General features: G+C 51.3%; 21 protein-coding genes and 5 tRNA genes. 10 read left to right on the top strand and 16 right to left on the bottom strand.

Annotation, left to right across the window (positions count from 1 at the left end):
* Nucleotides 1-264, bottom strand: a complete 264-nt coding sequence (locus tag McpCs1_RS01215) for a stationary phase-response protein (RefSeq protein WP_338093826.1) — start codon at nt 262-264, stop codon at nt 1-3.
* 135 nt (nt 265-399) lie between these two features.
* Here McpCs1_RS01215 and McpCs1_RS01210 point away from each other — a divergent pair, with 135 nt between their 5' ends.
* The 5 genes from McpCs1_RS01210 (at nt 400) to McpCs1_RS01190 (ending at nt 4,054) form a co-directional block, all read left to right on the top strand.
* A complete protein-coding gene (locus McpCs1_RS01210) occupies nt 400-801 on the top strand; it encodes an Sjogren's syndrome/scleroderma autoantigen 1 family protein (protein WP_338095428.1) in 402 nt (133 codons plus the stop codon).
* Between the two features lie 43 nt (nt 802-844).
* Entirely contained in the window at nt 845-1,384 is a 540-nt protein-coding gene (locus McpCs1_RS01205) for an AAA family ATPase (protein ID WP_338095427.1), read from the top strand.
* Nucleotides 1,381-2,160, top strand: coding sequence for a sugar phosphate isomerase/epimerase family protein (locus tag McpCs1_RS01200; RefSeq protein ID WP_338095426.1), 780 nt, complete (start codon nt 1,381-1,383; stop codon nt 2,158-2,160). The genes McpCs1_RS01205 and McpCs1_RS01200 overlap by 4 nt, the downstream gene beginning before the upstream one ends.
* Complete coding sequence (gene rnz / locus McpCs1_RS01195) at nt 2,161-3,102, top strand: ribonuclease Z (RefSeq protein ID WP_338095425.1); 942 nt, start codon at nt 2,161-2,163, stop codon at nt 3,100-3,102. It abuts the gene before it with no gap.
* 274 nt (nt 3,103-3,376) lie between these two features.
* Nucleotides 3,377-4,054 (top strand): hypothetical protein, encoded by a 678-nt coding sequence (locus McpCs1_RS01190; protein ID WP_338095424.1) that lies wholly within the window; start codon nt 3,377-3,379, stop codon nt 4,052-4,054.
* A 35-nt stretch (nt 4,055-4,089) separates the two neighbouring features.
* Here McpCs1_RS01190 and McpCs1_RS01185 read toward each other — a convergent pair whose 3' ends face one another.
* The 3 genes from McpCs1_RS01185 to McpCs1_RS01175 all read right to left on the bottom strand — a co-directional run bounded on the left by McpCs1_RS01185 (nt 4,090) and on the right by McpCs1_RS01175 (nt 6,039).
* Entirely contained in the window at nt 4,090-5,004 is a 915-nt protein-coding gene (locus McpCs1_RS01185) for a hydantoinase/oxoprolinase family protein (protein ID WP_338095423.1), read from the bottom strand.
* The gene (locus McpCs1_RS01180; RefSeq protein WP_338095422.1) at nt 5,001-5,906 is read right to left on the bottom strand and encodes an ATP-grasp domain-containing protein; all 906 of its coding nucleotides are present in this window, start codon (nt 5,904-5,906) and stop codon (nt 5,001-5,003) included. The genes McpCs1_RS01185 and McpCs1_RS01180 overlap by 4 nt, the downstream gene beginning before the upstream one ends.
* 60 nt (nt 5,907-5,966) lie before the next feature.
* A tRNA-Gln gene (locus McpCs1_RS01175) sits at nt 5,967-6,039 on the bottom strand.
* A gap of 152 nt (nt 6,040-6,191) precedes the next feature.
* On the opposite strand from McpCs1_RS01175, the gene McpCs1_RS01170 reads away from it, so the two are divergent.
* Both McpCs1_RS01170 and McpCs1_RS01165 read left to right on the top strand, forming a co-directional pair.
* A tRNA-Leu gene (locus McpCs1_RS01170) sits at nt 6,192-6,276 on the top strand.
* Nucleotides 6,277-6,319: 43 nt separating this feature from the next.
* Entirely contained in the window at nt 6,320-7,216 is an 897-nt protein-coding gene (locus McpCs1_RS01165; protein ID WP_338095421.1) for a DNA polymerase subunit beta, read from the top strand.
* A gap of 593 nt (nt 7,217-7,809) precedes the next feature.
* Here McpCs1_RS01165 and McpCs1_RS01160 read toward each other — a convergent pair.
* From McpCs1_RS01160 to McpCs1_RS01140, 5 genes are all read right to left on the bottom strand, one after another.
* Nucleotides 7,810-7,894, bottom strand: a tRNA-Leu gene (locus McpCs1_RS01160).
* 84 nt (nt 7,895-7,978) lie between these two features.
* Nucleotides 7,979-8,818, bottom strand: a complete 840-nt coding sequence (locus tag McpCs1_RS01155; RefSeq protein ID WP_338095420.1) for an FkbM family methyltransferase — start codon at nt 8,816-8,818, stop codon at nt 7,979-7,981.
* A complete protein-coding gene (locus McpCs1_RS01150; protein ID WP_338095419.1) occupies nt 8,819-9,868 on the bottom strand; it encodes a lysylphosphatidylglycerol synthase transmembrane domain-containing protein in 1,050 nt (349 codons plus the stop codon). It lies immediately after the preceding gene.
* 54 nt (nt 9,869-9,922) lie between these two features.
* Entirely contained in the window at nt 9,923-10,963 is a 1,041-nt protein-coding gene (locus tag McpCs1_RS01145) for a lysylphosphatidylglycerol synthase transmembrane domain-containing protein (protein WP_338095418.1), read from the bottom strand.
* Between the two features lie 55 nt (nt 10,964-11,018).
* Nucleotides 11,019-11,444 carry a UPF0146 family protein gene (locus McpCs1_RS01140; protein ID WP_338095417.1) on the bottom strand — a complete coding sequence of 142 codons (426 nt, stop codon included), beginning with the start codon at nt 11,442-11,444 and terminating at the stop codon, nt 11,019-11,021.
* A 38-nt stretch (nt 11,445-11,482) separates the two neighbouring features.
* Between McpCs1_RS01140 and McpCs1_RS01135 the strand changes: the two genes are divergently transcribed.
* The 3 genes from McpCs1_RS01135 to McpCs1_RS01125 all read left to right on the top strand — a co-directional run bounded on the left by McpCs1_RS01135 (nt 11,483) and on the right by McpCs1_RS01125 (nt 13,956).
* Nucleotides 11,483-12,085, top strand: a complete 603-nt coding sequence (locus McpCs1_RS01135) for a peptidase M54 (RefSeq protein ID WP_338095416.1) — start codon at nt 11,483-11,485, stop codon at nt 12,083-12,085.
* Nucleotides 12,040-13,029: a CRISPR-associated endonuclease Cas1 gene (gene cas1 / locus McpCs1_RS01130; protein ID WP_338095415.1), complete on the top strand. Its 990-nt coding sequence runs from the start codon at nt 12,040-12,042 to the stop codon at nt 13,027-13,029. The genes McpCs1_RS01135 and cas1 overlap by 46 nt, the downstream gene beginning before the upstream one ends.
* A gap of 96 nt (nt 13,030-13,125) precedes the next feature.
* Complete coding sequence (locus tag McpCs1_RS01125; protein ID WP_338095414.1) at nt 13,126-13,956, top strand: GNAT family N-acetyltransferase; 831 nt, start codon at nt 13,126-13,128, stop codon at nt 13,954-13,956.
* Between the two features lie 45 nt (nt 13,957-14,001).
* On the opposite strand, the gene McpCs1_RS01120 is transcribed toward McpCs1_RS01125, so the two are convergent.
* The 7 genes from McpCs1_RS01120 to McpCs1_RS01090 form a co-directional block, all read right to left on the bottom strand.
* Nucleotides 14,002-14,580, bottom strand: a complete 579-nt coding sequence (locus McpCs1_RS01120) for an L-threonylcarbamoyladenylate synthase (protein ID WP_338095578.1) — start codon at nt 14,578-14,580, stop codon at nt 14,002-14,004.
* A 100-nt stretch (nt 14,581-14,680) separates the two neighbouring features.
* Entirely contained in the window at nt 14,681-15,355 is a 675-nt protein-coding gene (locus tag McpCs1_RS01115; RefSeq protein ID WP_338095413.1) for a DUF5612 domain-containing protein, read from the bottom strand.
* Between the two features lie 9 nt (nt 15,356-15,364).
* Nucleotides 15,365-15,435: transfer RNA gene (locus McpCs1_RS01110), tRNA-Gly, on the bottom strand.
* 50 nt (nt 15,436-15,485) lie between these two features.
* Nucleotides 15,486-16,163 carry an ArsR family transcriptional regulator gene (locus McpCs1_RS01105; RefSeq protein ID WP_338095412.1) on the bottom strand — a complete coding sequence of 226 codons (678 nt, stop codon included), beginning with the start codon at nt 16,161-16,163 and terminating at the stop codon, nt 15,486-15,488.
* Nucleotides 16,164-16,222: 59 nt separating this feature from the next.
* On the bottom strand, nt 16,223-16,972 hold the full coding sequence (locus tag McpCs1_RS01100) for a DUF5714 domain-containing protein (protein WP_338095411.1): 750 nt from the start codon (nt 16,970-16,972) through the stop codon (nt 16,223-16,225).
* Between the two features lie 143 nt (nt 16,973-17,115).
* Nucleotides 17,116-17,188, bottom strand: a tRNA-Thr gene (locus tag McpCs1_RS01095).
* A 117-nt stretch (nt 17,189-17,305) separates the two neighbouring features.
* Complete coding sequence (locus McpCs1_RS01090; protein WP_338095410.1) at nt 17,306-18,529, bottom strand: BaiN/RdsA family NAD(P)/FAD-dependent oxidoreductase; 1,224 nt, start codon at nt 18,527-18,529, stop codon at nt 17,306-17,308.
* Nucleotides 18,530-18,770 lie beyond the last annotated feature (241 nt).

Here is an 18,770-nt window from a genome sequence, read left to right as displayed (position 1 = left end):
TCAGTCGAGTGGGATTGCTTCAAGGGTTGAAGCAAGTTCCCAGATTCTGGTACGTGCATAGACCGGCATGTTGGGGTCGTTGCTGATCTCGTCGATTTTGGACAAGGCGTCAGCTGCACGAAGACCGGTGCTCTTTTTGTCGTCAAGCAGTACGGTTTTTGTTTCCTCTGCAACGCGGCGGATATTGCGCGGAATAGTATTGTCCTCGCCAATTGCCTGTAGCATCATTACACACTGTTTAATCATATCTTCCGGACTTGCCATGTTGAAAAATCCCTCCTGAAGCTGTTGCTTCCCGGCAGAACCGGGTTCATACCCCGAAACTAATCATTAGGTTAGACCCTCTAGGGAGATAAAGGATACTATCTATATGTGCGCAGCCGGATAATACTACTAAGTATGAACAGCAGTGCACGAAAACCGGATGATATCATGGCTGAGTATCTGCTCGGCGGTGCGAAAATGCTGGCTGAGGTTTGCCCGAAATGCGGAGCGCCGATGTTTGAGGTGAAAGGAAAACGGATGTGCGTGGTGTGTGCGGAGACCGGCAAAAATTCTGTCGAGACCGCAAAGACTGCGCCTGATTCGAAATATCCTGATACCCTGCGGGTTATTACGCCGAAGTACGCGGCAGCTCCGGTAAAGTCGGTTCCGGTTTCTGATGATATTCCTGCACGGCTTGATGCGCTGATTCTTCAGTTCTGTGCCCGCGCCGAAGGTGAACCTGATCCGTCACGCTGCTTATCCTATATGGAGTGCATCAGAACTGCTGCTGAAGCAAGGGTTATGCTGAACCGCTGATATGATAATCGTTAATGACGATTCGCACTCAAATGGTAGATACATGAAGGTTATCGGTGTTGTCGGCTATCCTGCAAGCGGCAAAGGGGAGTTTTCGCAGATCGCAGCAGAGCTTGGGGTCCCGGTTGTGGTGATGGGGGATATGATTCGCAGGCGCGTTAAGGATGCAGGCCTTCCTCTTACCGATGAGAATATTGGTTCTGAGGCGCGAAATCTCAGGGCAGCTCTTGGTATGGACGCGGTTGCGATTCTGACTGCCGAGGAGGTTGCCCGCCAGTCTGGGGACATCGTGGTGATCGACGGCATCCGCGGTGATGCAGAGGTCAGATACTTCCGGTCGGTGTTTGATTCGTTCACGCTGGTTGCTATTGAGGCTTCGTTTGCAACGCGGCTTGCAAGGATGCAGTCGCGGGGCCGTAGCGATGATACGACGACTGCAGAGAGTCTTGCAGGTCGTGATGCACGGGAGAACTCGTTTGGTCTTGCTGCTGCAATGAGTCTTGCTGAAATCTGCATTCCAAACGAGTCCACGAAGGATGCGTACGAGGCGCTGGTGCGGAAGTTTTTTTCGGAGGAGTCATGAAGATTTATTTTGCATCGTCGCGTCTTGCGCTGAAAAATCCTGAGACCTGGGTTGCAGGTATTGCAGACGCAGGGTTTGACGGATGGGAGATCTCCATGGACGGCTGGTTCCACGGGGTCGAGGATATTGCAATAAGGTTTCCGGGAATCAGGAATGTTCTCGCAGAGACCGGTCTTGAGTCATCGATTCACTTACCGCTCTCGGGTCTGAATTTAGCTTCCTTAAATGAAGACATTTGGAGCACGACGGTGAACCAGCTTTCGGCATGCATTGCGCATGCAGCAGAGTTTTCTGATGTGGTAACTTTGCACCCCGGGTATCTCGAACCGAACGGTCGCGAGGCAACGTCAGCTGCATGGAACAATCACAAGGAAGCACTGGTGCGGCTTTCTGATGCGGCGAAGGGCGCTGGCGTAGCCCTGTGTCTTGAGAACATGCCAAATCTTGAGGACTTTTACTGCCGTGACCCGTATGAGCTGGCAGGGTTTGCGGACGCGGTGCCCGGCGTTTCCCTGACATTTGACGTGGGTCATGCGAACACGAACCAGAATCTGGATGCGTTCTGTAAAGTGATTCTGCCGCGTGCAGATCATATGCATATCCATGACAACTATGGGAAGTACGATGAGCATCTGCCGCTTGGGAAGGGATCGATCGACTGGAAGAAGGTCCTGCCGAAGATCAAGGCTGAGTACCACGGACGAATCATGGTGGTTGAGGGCAGGAATCCTGCGGAAGGCAAAGTGAGTCTTGACATGCTGCGGGAGTGGTTCTGAATGGCCGGCGGTGAGACGCTGTTCGTGCATTTTCTCGGAACGGCAGGCGCTCTTCCGACACCAAACAGGAATCCGTCCTGTGTTATGATTCGCAGGGGTTCGGATACGCTGCTGTTTGACTGCGGGGAAGGTGCGCAGCAGCAGATGATGCGGGCGAAGACCGGTTTTACGGTGAACGCTGTCTTTGTGACGCACTGGCATGCGGATCATTATCTCGGGATCTTCGGTCTGGTGGAGACGATGTCCTTCAACGGCCGCAGTGAACCGCTGACGATTTACGGTCCACGCGGTGTGGACAAGTTTGTTGAGATCATTCACCAGCTGACGCCGAAGATGTCGTTTGTTTTGACCGGTGTTGAGGTTGCTGACGGCGATGCAACGCTGTTTGACGGGTACTCGGTTCTGGCATTCAAGACGTACCACGGGATTGAGAGCGTCGGGTATGTGCTTGAGGAGGATATGCGGCCCGGACGGTTTGACCGCGAGGGTGCTGTTGCCCTCGGCGTCCCTCCTGGCCCGCTGTTCGGTAGGCTTCAGCGGGGAGAGACGGTGCGTATTGTGCGCAATGGTGTTGAGACTGTTGTGACCCCTGATCAGGTGATGGGCGGCCGCAGACGAGGGAGAAAAGTAGTCTACACTGGAGACACGAGGCCGGTGAAGAACCGTAATGATCTCTTGGAAGGGGCAGACCTTCTGATTCATGAGGCTACGTTTGATGAGGAGGAAGGGTCAACACGGGCAAAGGAGGTCGGGCACTCAACGGCCCGGGAGGCAGGGCTTGTTGCTGCTGAGGTGCGACCGAAAATTCTCGCGCTGGTGCATTTCAGTTCCCGGTACACATCGGCCGCGAACCATGTGCATGATGCGCATGAGTTCTTTGACGGGGAGATCATCGCTCCGTTTGATCTCGCGGTGGTTGAGATTCCGTTTTCTGATGAATGAGATGTTTTGCGGTGCAGGACGTCTTCGTCGATTTTTTTGTTTGAAGTAACCATAGAATATATGGAAAATCTAAGGAAGTTGGCATCTCAAAGCGATGACATATCCTCAAATTTTTCCGCGAAACAGTGATGTGGTAACCAGACTGTAGATGTCAGTTCTGTACATTTTTCCATGAAGCCAGGTGTGCTCTGTGTTTTTTCGTGGACGACTCATGAATAAAGGTACAAAGCCCTTGGAACCCGAGAACTGATAAGGTTTGGAGGACGAATAGTTGATGAGCGATTCTCTCGTGTCCCGCATGCCTGTAAAAATTCCGCCGATGCTTGCTGATACCATCGTCTGCGGTATTGCGTCCCTTGACAAAATGCTGTTTGCAGAGGCCGGGCCATGTATGTTGTGCGGCGGGCGGGCAGCGCCGTATGACACGAAGAAAAAAACGTACGCAACCATTCATACCGCTGAAGGAGAGAAAAAAATCACGGTGTTCGTCCGACGTTTCCGGTGCAGCGACTGCGACACGCTGATTTACGCGAAGGAACCATTTTATCCGGACACAAGACTCGGCTCCTCAGTGGTGGACCTCGCGATCGCGCTTTCGCTGATGCACTCCTTTACCCATACGGCTGACATTATCAACGCAATGGGCATTGAGATCGACCGCGGATCGGTCCGGAAGTATGCACTCTCTGATCTACCGGTGCCGAAAATTAATTTCTTCTACGGATTTCCGCTGCCGTTTTCCCTGTTCTCATTTGTCGGGCGGCAGGCTGTTTTCAAGAACGGTTCCACAGCAGGGACAGAAATTCTCGCGGCCTCTGGTTTCCCAGCCGCATATCGGGCACCGGCGGACGGTGCGGGCACTTCCCGCACCCGCCAGAAGCAGCGGAAGGAACAGAAACAAAAAGAAAAACGGGAGTCCCAAAAGCCAGCAGATCAGCGTAAGAAGGACTGACCCGGCCAGCAGGATAATTCCGAGGGATGATATTTTCATCGGTTGGCAATCTCTTTTACGGCAAATGCAGGTAACGCGTCAGCAGGAATTCCAACAGCCGCAGTAAGGTCAGTGCCCCCGACAAGCGGCGCAAAAGTTTTCGAACCGATTCCTCCAACGAGGATGTTTCCCGGTGCTGCTTCCTCTGCAACTTTCTGCACGACAGAGCAGACAAGTTTTCTCTGCGCGTCCCAGAATGCCTGGGCGACTGCTGTTGCTCCGTCTTCACCGACCTCTTCGAGGTCTGCACAGACAATTCGCGCAAGTCTCCTGAGACACGCTTCGCGACTGACTTCTTTTCCATCCGGAGTTGCGGCGGTGTACTCGTCCTCGGTGATGTTTCCCAGAACATAATGGACATCGCCGCTGCAGGCAAAGTACTCGGTTGAGAATGGCGTTACCGTGTTTTTGATGACGGCAGAGTTTGCAAGAGTTGCAACCGGTGTTCTGAGCATGCCGGTGTAGACAAGATATCCACGTTGGAGCCGGATGGTGTCGGTCATGCCAAGCAGGTCAGAAAATTTTGCGAAGGGAACGATGTCAGCGGTCGTGCTGCCGATGTCAAGCATCATACCATCAGGATACTTTTCTCTCAGATAGTCAACGGACGCAAGCCAGTTTGCTGCGGCGAGTTCAGAGCATGCATTGTTGTGAAATTTCCCGTCAGTTCCATAGAAGAATGCGTTCGGAAATGTTTTTCTGACCGCATCAACGATGAAGCGGATGCCTTCGGTTTTGTTGAAAAATCCGTCAGCAAGCTCACCGCTCATCACAACTGCGGCGTCCTCTCCCTGATACTCTGCAAGGACTTCAGCGAGGTTTGACTCGCGCCAGAGCGGACAGTAATGGATGTGAACATCCCTGCCGTCCACGACTTTGAGGTTTGCTCCGCCAACGTCGATGCCGATCATTGGATGGTGACTCCACCGGTTTCGTTGAACTTTGCGGTTTTGCCGTTGTAGTGGACGGTCTCTGGCGGGAGACCGACGGTTGCTTTGAGAAGAATGTCGGCTATTTCATCATCAAGAACTTTCACAATTCCTGTAAGGCTCATGGTCGGGCGCGGGTTGACGTCAAGCACCCAGATTTTTTCACCGATGATGACGTCGATGCCGACATAGCCCTGACAGCCGAGGCGTTCGATGGTCTTTTTGGCGACCTCGATTATTTCCGTTTCACGTTCCGGATGTACCGGAGTCTCTCCGCCATGGTATGAGAACGTGCCGTTCTCATCGACCTCCACATACTGGCGGTTGATGCTGAGAAAGACCGGCGGCAGTCCGCTGTAAAATCCGCAGGCCTCACCGACGACACGGCTGCCGACGATGCTGACGCTGTAGTGTTCGCCTTCGAGGAACTCGACAGCCATCTCATCTTTGCCTGGGAGTTCTCCGTCTTTTGCGATCCGAACCCCGACCGAGCCCGCTCCTTTGATCGGTTTTATGACGCGCTTGCCTGGGTGGTCGACCGAAACTTCAGTTGGGACGCTAATGCCGATTCCTGCAAGTACTTTTGCAGTGAGACGTTTGTTTGCGCAGACGGCGATACTCGTGCTGTCGGTGCCGATGTTGTGCGTTGCAAGCTCAAGCGTATGAGTGAATGCGGAGAGCATTTCGTCAGGCGCAATGACAAGACCGTACTCGCACTCTGGTGCAAGCCGCGCAATTTCTGCGTTGAAGTCTCCTGATGACGGCAAAAGCACGGTGTGCCCGATTCGTTCAAAGCTTTCCTTGAGAACTGCGACCATTGCTTTTCCTTCAGGGGCAAGGGTTGGGTCGCGTGCTGCGGTGTATTCGGCGATGAGAATCTTCATCTGTAATATTAGGTTTGGGCAATTCATCAGGTTGCCGATAGGAATTCAAAAGAGGAGAGATACTCTCGGGCGGGTTCGAACCGCCGTCTCCGGCTCCAAAGGCCGGAATGATTGACCACTACACTACGAGAGTCCGGAAAAATTCTTAACATTAATCTGTCTTTTCTCCTTATATCGGTTGTCGTTTTCAGGCATCATTTTGCGGTCATTTTTTTATGTTGGAAGTGCTATGTAATAGGGTAGTCTGTGTCTGCCGAACTCGGCAATGCGGATGCCAAATGTTCTGCGAGGGTAGCCAAGCCAGGCCAACGGCGTCAGACTTAAGATCTGATCTATTAGTAGTTCATGGGTTCGAATCCCACCCCTCGCATCAGGTGTCTTTTATGAAGCCAATTCGTTTGCGCGATTTTGTGATGACCGATGATGGTTGTCTGTATGCTGTTTCCGGATACGAGAATGAGGAACGTGCAGAGTGCGTTCTTCGGTATGTGCCAACAACCGACGGCGACCGCGTTTCCCCGTGGGGCGTGCGTTACAAAAAATATGATTTTGCCGATGCGTTTGTCTGGGTGCAGGAGCACAAGCCTGAGTATCTGGATCTCGTTCACCGCGTGCCGCTCACTGATATCGTCAGAGTTTTCAAACCTGAAGAACTTGCAGCAGATGTTGCAGCACGGAGCCCACGCGCTGCACGTCTGTTTTCGTATTTTGATCTCCCGCCGATGACATGGGGATGCACGGGTTCGCTTCTGGCGGGTCTTGAAAACGATGCATCAGACATCGACATGGTCGTCTACGGAAGCGCCTGGTTTACGGCACAGCAGCAATTGATGAGTGCAGTTGCCGCAGGAAAAATTCCTGCGATGAGTGAAGAGATGTGGCAGAAGGTGTACAACAAACGGGTACCCGACATCTCCTTTGATGATTTCGTGCTGCACGAGTCAAGAAAGTTCAACCGCGGCGAGTTCGAGGGAACCTATTTTGATCTGCTGTACTCACGGGGATATGATAATCTTCATTCGGTCCCACCGATTACTCTCGGGCGAAAAACAGGAAAGACGACCATCGAGGCAACAGTGACGGATGCCTCCCTTGCGTTTGACAGTCCGGGCATCTATTTAGTGGATCATGAGGAGATCGATCTGGTACTTTCGTTCACGCATACGTACTGCGGCCAGTGTTTCACGGGCGAGACGCTTGAGGCGTGCGGTGTTGTGGAGGAGCACGGAGATCAGACATGGCTGATTGTCGGGACAACACGCGAGGCACACGGTGAGTATATTGTATCACGGACACTTTTGGATCAGTAATTTTTTTTTGAAATTTTTTTTGAAAAATAATTTTTGTTTGTGGGAATTTTTCGGTCCTTGAATGTAATGCCATGAAAAAAATTTAATCGATTTTTTTCTGAAATTTTTTTCGAATAGGAGTTACACGGTGATGAGTTTCATTGTTTGGGATTTTTCTGTAGGTGGTCTCGCTTGGAGTAACCACGGAAAACACGGAACACACGGAATCCCACGGAAAAAAACACAGAATACCGCTTCACTTACGGAAAACACGGAAAGCCTAAGGAAGTTGGAATCTCAAAGCGGTGACCCATACATATACCCGTACTCTTAGTCTTTCCGTGTTTTCCGTAAGCGAAGCGGTATTCTGTGTTTTTTCCGTGGAATTCCGTGTGTTCAGTGTGTTCCGTGGTTGCCCCAAATAAAACCAAAGATTGAAAATTCCTTTTCCTTATGCTATTTCATACCGCGTAACTCCTATTCGAAAAAAGAAAATTGGTGAGTGATGAGTGTGGTTTCGTTTGAAGCCACATACAAAAATATCTCGTGAACAATATGTTCCAGAAAAAATCGACAAAATATTTTCGTCGCATCACAAATCACCACAAAAGAAGTGCGAAGGAAGGGATTCGAACCCCAGAACTCCTATGAGACCAGACCCTGAATCTGGCGCCGTTGACCTGGCTTGGCTACCTTCGCAAATGACGCAGACAACATTTCCTTTTTCAGGAATGTCTTCGTGCTCTATCATATTTGCTGTTCTCATTGATAAACATAGGGATATCACTTTACGGCTGGAACAGAGCCGTAGATTTTTTTCCATTTTCGTATCAGTTCATACCTCGGATTTGCCGTCCGAAGCAGAACAGTGATCATCTCAGGATCATCAGGAAGATGATAGGTACAGATCGAAACCTTGGGAGAGTGCAGCCTCAGCGTCTCCCGAGCTCCGGCAAGCATCAGCCGCTCCGCCCCCTCAATATCAGCCTTCAGAAAATCAACACGGGCCAGCCCTTCACTATCCACAAACGCATCCACTGTAGTCACCGCCGCCCGAATCTTTCTTCCCTCCTGCGGCAGAATCATCGATGATCCCACAAGGGTATCGGCAAGAACCGTAAACTCAGCCTCCCCCGTTTCTTTCCCAAGGGCATACGGAACAATAGTCACTCTCTCGCAGAGTTCAGGATTTAGATCCAGTGTCTGCTTGAGCAGTTTTCGCGCCTCAGGAACCGGTTCGAACGCAAACACCTCGCCGCCCCGGTATGCCGCAAGCAGAGAAAAAATTCCGAGATTTGCCCCGCAGTCAAACACCACATCCCCTTCGGAAATCCGTACACCTCCCCACTCATACGGCCCCTCATCCAGATACCCGAATTTCCCAAGCATTGCGGGAAACAAAATGTCCCCAATCTCCATCGCATAATAGGCATCCTCGCGTGTCGGATGATTCTCTCCCGAAAGAATCGGCAGACGGAGCGGGCCAAGACGCAGGCAGTCATTGTTTTTATCATACAATTTTGAAAAAAATTTCTCGTACTGAAAGCGATAAAAATCCTCTGTCCTCTCCTCTTTGGTCAGAGAGTACCGCAGACGATCAAGCAGGGGAATATGATCCCCCATTTACACCTGACCCTCTTTTATCTCCACTTTTTCATTTGCCGCCTCACGCTTCACAATGCGGAAACTCGCAATAAATCCGATAAGAATATTTGAGTAATACATTATTAGCCGCTGTAAAATTACGAACAGTCCCACCACTGACGTTGGCAGAATCAGCGAGTAAAATGCTGCGTAACTGATCTCTGCAATGCCTGCGCCGCCCGGGGTTGTCGGCAGCATCAGGATAATGGCGATAATTAACTGGAACACAATCGAGACCAGCAGGTTCGGCGGATAGCCGAGTCCCATCATGATGACCGATGCAATCGAGTACTCGCATACCCAGAACACCACCGACAGCAGAAAACCTAAGATCAATCCTTTCTTCGCCTTTCCGGTAAACATTCTGAACGTGAGGAACAACCTATCGATCGTCTCGTCGATCTGTACATTGAGCTTTGCAATCCGTTCGCTCTCCCACTTTTTCGTGAAAAACCCGACGGTCTTGAGAGTGATCTTTCTCACCCAGTCAGGTCTGCTGAACAGCACAATCAGAAGCACCAGCAGTCCGATAAAAAATCCGGTACCAATCCATGCCGCAGTGATCATATAATCCGGTACGAGTCCTGCCCCGCCAGCAATCGAGAACAGTCCCATACCAACAATTACACCGATCACGAGCAGCACCGCTTCAAGCAGACGCTCGACCAGCACAACTGCCGTCGCGTCTGCAACCGGCATTTTTGCCTTGTACAGCTCGTGAATTCGTATCGGCTCACCGCCGATCTGTGACGGCGTGATTGATGCAACCAGCTGTCCGGCACAGACCATGTTCAGACTGTGGAAAAACGGAATCACATACCCGAGTGCCTTGCACATCACCTGAATGCGGACAGCCCACACGCACATCGCCAGCATGTGCAGACCGAACGCAAGCAAAAGATACCAGGGGTTCAGATTTTTGAGCGCTTCAACTGTGTCCTCATCAAATGTGAGAATCATCACCACAAGGAGAATCACCATCGACAAGCCGATGGATATCCACAACCACTTCTTCTGCTTTGCGTCCATACCGTCCCAAAAACTCTTAATAAAGAATTGTTCCCAGATGATTTAAAGATAGATCTATTCCTGAGCTTTCTTCATCGAGGATGCAGTCTCGCGTCTGACGATGTGCAGGCTTGCAATAATACCCACAACCACGTTGAAGTAGTACATGATCAGCCGCCATAACAGAACGAACACGCCAACCAGCGGCAGAGGAATTATCAGCGAGTAGAATGCGCCAATACTGATCTCTGAAATTCCAACACCTCCGGGCGTTAAGGGAATCATCATGATCATGGCGATCAGTAGCTGGAAGATGAACGAGAGTAAGAACATCGGTTCAAGACCAAGGCCCATCATCAGAACTGATGCGATGACGAACTCAGACACCCAGAATGCAACCGTCATCACAAGACCAAGCACAAGCCCGAGCTTTGAGCGGCCTGCAAAGTGGCCGATGGTTACATAGAACTGATCAACGTTTTCGTCAACCGATGCAATGAACCGCTCGACGCGGTGAGAGTCCCAGCGTTTGGTGAAGATGCCTGATATTTTGGTGATGAGAATTTTTGTCCAGTCAGGGTGCTTGACGAGCACCGCAAACAGTAGAAGCATTGCGGCAAAAAATATGGTGGCAAAGTATGCGATGCCCATATACACCGGGGGAAAATTCAGGTATCCGAACAGTTCTCCAAGCAGACACACGCCGATGACCGTTCCGATGCCGAGCACAATTCCGTCGAACACGCGTTCCATTAAAACGACTGCTGTTGCGTCTGCTGTCGGCACGTCAGCTTTGTAGAGTTCATAGACTCGTACCGCTTCGCCGCCGACCTGTGAAGGAGTCACTGCGGCTACCAGCATATTGGAACACACCAGATTTATCGTGTGGAAAAACGGCACTTTGTAGCCAAGCGACCAGCACATCAGTTTGATGCGCAATGCCCAGAACACGATGGATAAGACATGTAAGAGAAACGCAAGAAGAATAAACCAGGGATTACATTTTTCCAGTGCGACGAGGGTGTCTGCATCGAACGTCAAAAGAAGCATTACCACCAGTACAACTACACTGATGGCCACTGAGATGATCAGCCATTTCTTTTGCGCTTTATTCATGGAAAAAAACCTGAAGGATGTATAAGCGTATTGGCTATCAGCCATTAAATACTTTTTAGGAGCGCTTCACGTACCGGTGAAGCTGAATTCCTTTCGCATTCAGCCGTTCGCCGCCGTCTTCGTAGAGTTCAAACCCGAGATGATAGACAATTAGATCTGCATTGATGCGCCTTGCAAGTTCGATCATCGGAGGAATTATTTCGGTGCCCGGTCGTATCGCATACAGGACGTCTGCCCCCGCATAGCACGTCAGCGTCGGTAAAAACACGTCATCCACGACTGCGGGGACAGCCGCTCCTGCATACGAGTGAACATCAGTACAGAGGATTGGATGCCCGGCGTTTTGAACAATCTCTGCCGCTGTTGTTTTCCCGCCGAATCCTATTTCAACCGCTGATTTGTAGTTGTCCCGAATGTACTCGCCGACCTTTGTTTCAATCTGATGGACCGCCACCGCGTCAACTCCGTCTGAAATGTTCAATATGTTTATGTCCCGTCACAATGAACTTATCTACCATTATGGGAGTACATGTTTTCTGGGACAGCAGAGTTCCTATCGGTCTGAGCAGACCGGTCACCGAGGAGCTTTCAGGAGTTCTTGAGATGCCTGTATCCCGCATCGACAACGGCACGTTTCCGCTCGAAGGTTTTGATCCGATGCGCCAGCAGTGTGATGCCGTAAAAATACTCACCAAACTCGATATATTCCGCCAGCGGTATCCGCAGCTGTTCAAACCTGAGAATATTGATCTCGACTACTACAATAAGTTCAATCATCTCCATGAAAAAGTTCTGCTGGTTACACCGGCGGATATTTTTGAACCGCTCGCAGATTTTGTGTTCGGCCTTGCCTATCCGTCGCTCGGTGTTGCCGTTGTTTCTCCGGCACGACTTACGAACGAATTCTACGGTCGCCATGCAGATGATGATGCCTTGATTGACCGGATTGTGAAGGAGGGAGCGCATGAGATCGGTCATCTGTTTGGTCTTGAGCATTGTGATAATCCTGGCTGCATCATGTACTGCCCGAGAAATCTCGACGATCTCGACCGCAAACGCAAATACTTCTGTGGCAGATGCAGGATACAGCTGAACGGCCAGAGGGAAGGAGACTTGTTCTGATGATTCCTGATGTTTCATGGGTGACGGTCTGGGGGTATGGTTCAGACATCCGTGCGACCCAAAAGATGCTGATAGTTCGGGACAAATCCGCAAAAACAGCATATCCGCTTTCGTCCCTGCAGCATCTTCTGGTTGTCGGAGGACACACTCTTGAAACTGCGGCGATCTCTCACTTGATCGCGAATAATATCTCGGTCTCATTTTTTGATATTCACGGCGAACCGGTTGGCTCCATTCGTCCTTTCGGCGGTGATGCATGTCCTCTCCGGTCAGCTCAGAAAAATCTCCCGATCCACAGCTCGGCGATGTCGGTGATTACGTCTGCGGTGAAGTCGCGAATGATGTATCTGAATGAGCTTGCGTCCGGTCGTGATGACGGCCTGTTCTACAAGGGAGAGCTTGAAATTCTCAGCGATGCGTCCCGCGAGCTTGAGTTTTTGATCACGCTTCCCGAACTCGGACGAATCTTCACTTTGACGCGCAACATGTATTATGAGATCCTTTCAAGAACCGTTGCGCCTGAGTTCGGATATCACCGCAGGGAAAAGCCGCCGTATGTAGATCCGATCAATGCCATGTTTGCCCACGGGTATGCGGTTTTGTATGCAAGCATCTCGGTTGCGGCCGCGGGCGCAGGACTTGATCCTGAGATTGGTGCTCTCTACGGCAGTGTGGTGCCTACCGGTAAAAACCGCGGCGGTTGTGTTCTGGATATCATGGAGCCTCTGATGACGCCGATGGTTGACCGAGTCGTTGTCGGAATGGCAACGGAAGACCGCCTCAGCCACCGGTATGAGGTGAGCTCCCGCTGCATTATGTCAGAGCGACTGATGAAGGAGTTCAATTTGCGTCTTGCGGAGTCAGTTGATTCAGCGGTCATCAACAGAAATGTGCGGATGTATGCCGACGCTGTTTCAAACGGCGGATCCGGAATGTCGTTCTGATTTTTTTCAAAAATTTCCCCTGCCAAAAATTATATCGACAGAGGAGACAAAATTCCACTGAGTGCGGGGCTCAAGAGATAGGAGATATTTTTCAGGATGTACAGAATTCGAAACGCTGAGCTTTATGACATGGACTTTGTCATGGACCTTGTAGAGCAGGAGGGATGGAACCCTGGTCTCTTGGATGGCGAGAACTTTTTTCATGCTGACCCTGAGGGATTTTTTATCGGAGAAGTTGACGGGGAGCGCATCGGCTGCATATCTGCGGTTCGTTACGGGACGTTTGGTTTTCTTGGTCTCTATATTGTAAAAGAGGGGTACCGGCATCAGGGCTACGGCATTGCGTTGTGGAACCATGCGGTGCGGAGGCTGAAACACTGTACCGTCGGCCTCGACGGTGTTGTTGAGCAGCAGGAAAACTACAAAAAATCAGGTTTCCTGTTTGCGTACAACAATCTGCGTTTCAGCGGTGTTGTGCAGGCTGCGGCCCCTGCTACGCGACATATTGTTCCCGCGGACATAGGTTCGTTTTCCGCGATAGCCGCGTACGATGCCAGGCATTTTCCTGCACAACGGGAGATTTTTCTCTCGCACTGGCTCGGCATGGGAAATTCCCGCACGCTCTGTTACTGTGAGGATGGAGTACTCCGCGGATACGGTACGATTCGCGAGTGCGTGTCAGGATATAAAATTGGGCCCTTGTTTGCCGATACCGATGCGATCGCCGAGACACTTTTTCTGAGTCTCGCAGAGTTTACCAATGGTGCTGTCATTTCTCTTGACATCGCAGAGCTCAACGAAAGTGCCCGGGCAATGTGCGAGCGGTACGGGATGGAGAAGAGTTTTGAGACTGCCCGGATGTACATCGGGGACGCGCCTGTGCTTAGCTCTGGCGTGTATGGGATTACGACGTTTGAACTTGGATGAGCGGGGCAGGTGTGATGCCGCAGAACTTTTATTCAAAAAAAATATTCAGCGCTCTTCCTTCAGAAACGCTGCAATCTCTTCAAGCATTGCACCCGGGCGCTCGATTTTTCTCTCCGCAAGATTGATCACCGTGCTTGGCGTTCCGGGAAGTACGCCGCCATCGATGAGAAAATCATGTGCAACATTGACCTGATCCGAAGACACCGGAGAGATCTCCCCTGAAATGTTTGCAGACGTTGCAGTGATCGGGCTGTCAAGTTCTGCGATGATCGAAAGAGCGACTGCATGATCAGGATACCGGATGCCAATCGTGCCGGTCCCTCCGGTAAGATCACTCGGAAGGCAGTTTTTCACCGGCAGCACCACCGTCACGGGTCCTGGCAGAAATTTGCTGATGAACCGCTCGGCAAACTCATCCACATAAGCGATGCCGTGAATCATCTCGATGTCGCTTACCGCAACCGAGATTGGCTTTCCCATCGGCCGCTGTTTTGCCTCATACACCTTGTAGATCGCAATCTCTGAAAGAGCGTCCGCGCCAAGACCATAGATTGTCTCGGTCGGGTAGACAACAAGGCCGTCGCGGGAAAGCACATGCACCGCCTTCTTGATAACAGCCTCCATCGCCGGAGTTATCTCTGCTCGTTCATAGCTGTAGGGATTCGTGCAGCCGCACACTGAATTGTCTGGTTTTGTCATGAAAATACCTGAATTTTTTTTGGGATTAGAACTCGCGTCCTTTCACCCGGTAGAGATCAAACACGCCGATGGAACTGATATGCATCACTGCCATCACACCCGCCTGAATGGGGTCAGTCACCACAAGGTCAGCAGCATCTGACGCGCTGCCAACCATCTTCAGACAGATGACCGGGATCTCCTCTGCCTGTACTGTCCGGATCGCTTTGGTGATGTCGCCACCCATAATCGATCCTGCAAGAACGAGAATTGATGCACGCGGCAGACGTGCCACCGCTTCCACCGCACTGGCGAGATTTGACTCGCCGACCAGCGGAATCGTATCAACCGAGATTCTCTCTCCCCGGATATTGTGGCGGTCAGCCTCATTGACCGCGCCCATCGCGACTTGGGCTACCTGGGCGCCGCCGCCCATCACAATCACACGTTTTCCAAAGATCGTCGAGAACGTATCATGCTGTTCTACTCTGCGGATGCCAAAAATCGTTCTGAGATCGCAGACAAGATCCTCTGCATTGTCGCAGCCTTCGATTTCAAGATCCACCCATGCGTATCCTTTGTCAGGGCCGCGGGTCACGGTCTCCTGCTGGGTCAGAATAATGTTCGCATTATGCTCGGCGCAGACAGAGCCGATGTCACGCAGTATTCCTTTGTGATTGTCGACGACGAGACTTATTGCATAATTTTTCGGTGCGTCCATAAAAATAAATGCGATAACCGGGGATCGAACCCGGATTAGAGGCTTGGGAAGCCCCTGTCATGCCATTAGACCATTACCGCTGCAGTATGTTGTTTTGTAGTTGGGGAATATAGAGGTTATCCACCATCGATCAGAGTTTCATCGGAAGCGCCGGTGGTGTTGGGACAACCATAGTTTTTTGCGTGCCTTTGATCCGGTAGCGCCCTGCCTCCGACTCCACGTAGCCTTTTGCGGCAAGCGTCCGGAGTGAACCCGTCACCTCGGGAATTGAGTGGCCCACGGTGTCGGCGAGTTCTATCGGGGTCAGCGGGGTATAGATGAGTGCGAGAAGAATCTCTGACTCGATGCTGTTTTGAAACACTCCCCGACCGCTGACAATGACATCGTTCATCATCTCATCAATGTCTTTCTCAACAGCCTCAAGATGTTCGATCAGTTTTTCGCGGGAGTCAAGGAGTCTTCGGATCATGAGGATTTTGTCGGTGAGGGGTGGGACTTCAGCATCCTCGCTGACTTCAACAGCACCCCTGCTCTGCGGCGGCTGCTCTGCGACTGACATCTTCACCGACAGCTGGAAGTCCTGCACGAGATAGTAGTACTTCCGCCGTTTTTCATCCTGATAGAAGGAGATGACATCCTCTTTCTGCATAATTGCCAGATGCTCAATAACCGCCTTCGGGTTGATAACGAGCCGGTCGGATATCTCAGTGACGAAGCAGGGCTTCTGTCTGAGAAGATCTAATATCCGCCTCCTGTTCCGGTTTCCGAGAATATCCAGTAAATGTGCTATTGCATCCTGATCCATCATATGCAGCTTACATTATGTAAGTCTCGTTCTCGTAAATATGTTCTGGCTATGGAAACTCATCAATGAGTAAATTCTGTTGGAAAATACGGACAACGTTCCTTCAGACACTCGCGGTTGCGGGAGAAAAACTCACAGTGAAACAGCTCCGGCATCTCCATTGCTATTTCGAGATGCTGTAAAACAAAAGGAACCGTTACCCCAAGAGCAAGGAAGCTGTCACGTTTGCAGCAGCGAGGGCTGCCGGCTTTACCTATCGCATCAAGACATGCGGCGGTAAGCTGGTTCGCAAGCGACCATGAGTCAGTGCTGAGAGGGTTTGTCTTCGTCACAATCGAGTAAAACATTCCTGCACTCAGAGCCGCACCGCAGGAACCGGCAAGTCCGCAGAAACCTCCCGGCACCATCAAGCCGCGGCGCACCATCTCATCAAGCGCGTCCTTGGTAAGGACGAGGTCGCCCGCGTTGTGGTACGCCGCAAGAAGGGCGGCACCAACAAGAATGTGATGTTCAGGGCCGTGCATGTGAACAGACGGGCTTCGCATCATTGCTGCTGCGACAGTGAACGGATTTTTCGATTGTGTTTCCAGACAGATGGAACGAATCGCCGAAATTGCCGGGGACGCGTGACATGCATCGCAGACAAAGTGGCCGTTCTCGCAACTTGCATTGCTGGAAAATTTTCTGCCGCAGACTGAGCATGTCATCTCTTCCGCGGTGTCGCGGTAACAGAGAGGCGCACCGCAGACAAGACATGCGGGTTCAGGGGAATGCTGCATGGTATTCGTCATCGCTGTTCGGTTCGGACACATATCCGCCTCATCATAAGGCCATATATGCACATATGTGCATATAGAAATTTGGCTCTACATAATTTTGAAAGAGGCTATTGCCAGAACCTGAAGAGAAGAACAACGTAAGAATATTGACGGAAATTGCAAAACAAAAAGAAAAAAGCCTCAGGCGTGATTTGAACACGCGACCTCGTCCTTACCAAGGACGCGCTATGCCAGCTAAGCCACTGAGGCAGTGCGTGATAACAAGATAGGAAGTTTACAAATTTAAACATTATGGATTGAAATCCAAATCAGCCAGAAAAATATGCATCGCAACATGACTCGCACCCGCAAAACGGACCTCGCGCATCAAAGCAGCTCACGAATCCTCTTTGATGCAAGAAATGCCGTCGAAAAACATGCCTGAATATTGTAGCCGCCGGTATCCCCGTCGATGTCGAGCACCTCGCCGATGAAAAAAAGTCCGGGCGAGAGCTTCGACTCACAGGTTTTCTTATTAACCTCCTCAAGACTCACGCCGCCGGTTGTTGCCATCGCGACTCGATAATCTCCCACATGATCAATAGTCACCGGATACTCGGTGAGATTTCTGACAAGCATGGAACGCATCGAAACGGTCAGCTGCCCACCGGTCGTGCCATCGGGAACTCCTGCCTCCCTCACCAGCAGCCGCAGCAGCCGTTCAGGAACTCCTGCAAACGAAAGAAGATTCTGGACCTGCTTTGCTCCGGATGCTGCGCAGGCAGCACGAATCAGCGCATCCAGTTCCTCGATTTTTTTCTGAGAAAACGCGATTTTCAACAAATCACCATCCCGCATCCATCGCGACGAATCCAAAATCACCGGCCCTGAGTAGCCGAACCGCGTAATCAGCAGATCGCCTGAACGTGTCAGAATTTTTTTTCCATCCCGCCAGATTGCAACACTCACGTCCGCAAACGAGATGCCGGAGAGCTCAGAAAGTCGGTGATCAGCAGCATACACCGGAGAAAGCGACGGGTGCGGCTCGATGGTCGTATGCCCAAACGACTCGGCAAACACAAATCCGTCTCCGGTAGAGCCGGTCTGTGGGTAGGACTTCCCACCGGTCGCAATCACCACCGCACGAGCGGAAAAAACACCGAGCGCGGTTTTCACTCGGTAAACGCCATTCTCGCACGATACCGACTCTGCCGGCAGAGAACTCAAAATCTCAACATTCGCCTCATCACAGGCATCAAGCAGCGCGTCCAAGATATCATCAGCAGAAAGGGATGCAGGAAACACCTTGCCGGACTCGCGCTCGATGAGTTCAACACCGCGACTCTCAAAATATTTCCGCGTCGCAGAACTCGGAAACGCCATCAGCGCCGGCTTCACAAATGCACCATGGTCCCCGTAATGAGAAGCAAAACTCCTCGCATCACCCACATGCGTAACATTACACTGGCCGGAGCCTGCAATCAGCAGTTTTCGCCCTGGAAGAATCATCTTTTCCAGCACCAGCACCCGCAGCGGCGAAAGATTTGCCGCGCAAAAAAGGCCAGCAGGCCCTGCCCCCACAACAATGCAGTCATACTCCTGACCAGACATGAAAGTATATGCACCCGCAATCCTTATCTCGTCTTCTCTCTAACAGTAAAGGAGCACTTTATAGTGCTGACTGAAGTAAGTCCGACGTGTCTGTCATTACGACACTGCCGCAATCCTGCGGCTTTGGGATTACGACGAGTCAGTTCGGCTCCGCAGAAACTGCGGGAACGCGACACGCATTAGTAAAACACTGATGTAACTGCTCTTTTCGTGACTTACGGCTGTTTCCATTTGATTCCGC

This window comes from Methanorbis rubei, from assembly GCF_032714495.1.
Classification (GTDB): Archaea; Halobacteriota; Methanomicrobia; order Methanomicrobiales; family Methanocorpusculaceae; genus Methanocorpusculum; species Methanocorpusculum rubei.
This window is presented reverse-complemented; position numbering and strand designations above follow the sequence as displayed.

Coding starts and splice junctions, on each gene's coding strand:
- McpCs1_RS01190 (WP_338095424.1), top strand. CDS start 3,377: ATGAGCGATTCTCTCGTGTCCCGCATGCCTGTAAAAATTCCGCCGATG.
- McpCs1_RS01155 (WP_338095420.1), bottom strand. CDS start 8,818: ATGGGGGATCATATTCCCCTGCTTGATCGTCTGCGGTACTCTCTGACC.
- rnz (WP_338095425.1), top strand. CDS start 2,161: ATGGCCGGCGGTGAGACGCTGTTCGTGCATTTTCTCGGAACGGCAGGC.
- McpCs1_RS01100 (WP_338095411.1), bottom strand. CDS start 16,972: ATGTGTCCGAACCGAACAGCGATGACGAATACCATGCAGCATTCCCCT.
- McpCs1_RS01210 (WP_338095428.1), top strand. CDS start 400: ATGAACAGCAGTGCACGAAAACCGGATGATATCATGGCTGAGTATCTG.
- McpCs1_RS01120 (WP_338095578.1), bottom strand. CDS start 14,580: ATGGAGGCTGTTATCAAGAAGGCGGTGCATGTGCTTTCCCGCGACGGC.
- McpCs1_RS01135 (WP_338095416.1), top strand. CDS start 11,483: ATGGGAGTACATGTTTTCTGGGACAGCAGAGTTCCTATCGGTCTGAGC.
- McpCs1_RS01090 (WP_338095410.1), bottom strand. CDS start 18,529: ATGTCTGGTCAGGAGTATGACTGCATTGTTGTGGGGGCAGGGCCTGCT.
- McpCs1_RS01150 (WP_338095419.1), bottom strand. CDS start 9,868: ATGGACGCAAAGCAGAAGAAGTGGTTGTGGATATCCATCGGCTTGTCG.
- McpCs1_RS01125 (WP_338095414.1), top strand. CDS start 13,126: ATGTACAGAATTCGAAACGCTGAGCTTTATGACATGGACTTTGTCATG.
- McpCs1_RS01115 (WP_338095413.1), bottom strand. CDS start 15,355: ATGGACGCACCGAAAAATTATGCAATAAGTCTCGTCGTCGACAATCAC.
- McpCs1_RS01180 (WP_338095422.1), bottom strand. CDS start 5,906: ATGAAGATTCTCATCGCCGAATACACCGCAGCACGCGACCCAACCCTT.
- McpCs1_RS01205 (WP_338095427.1), top strand. CDS start 845: ATGAAGGTTATCGGTGTTGTCGGCTATCCTGCAAGCGGCAAAGGGGAG.
- McpCs1_RS01165 (WP_338095421.1), top strand. CDS start 6,320: ATGACCGATGATGGTTGTCTGTATGCTGTTTCCGGATACGAGAATGAG.
- McpCs1_RS01185 (WP_338095423.1), bottom strand. CDS start 5,004: ATGATCGGCATCGACGTTGGCGGAGCAAACCTCAAAGTCGTGGACGGC.
- cas1 (WP_338095415.1), top strand. CDS start 12,040: ATGCAGGATACAGCTGAACGGCCAGAGGGAAGGAGACTTGTTCTGATG.
- McpCs1_RS01145 (WP_338095418.1), bottom strand. CDS start 10,963: ATGAATAAAGCGCAAAAGAAATGGCTGATCATCTCAGTGGCCATCAGT.
- McpCs1_RS01215 (WP_338093826.1), bottom strand. CDS start 264: ATGGCAAGTCCGGAAGATATGATTAAACAGTGTGTAATGATGCTACAG.
- McpCs1_RS01105 (WP_338095412.1), bottom strand. CDS start 16,163: ATGATGGATCAGGATGCAATAGCACATTTACTGGATATTCTCGGAAAC.
- McpCs1_RS01200 (WP_338095426.1), top strand. CDS start 1,381: ATGAAGATTTATTTTGCATCGTCGCGTCTTGCGCTGAAAAATCCTGAG.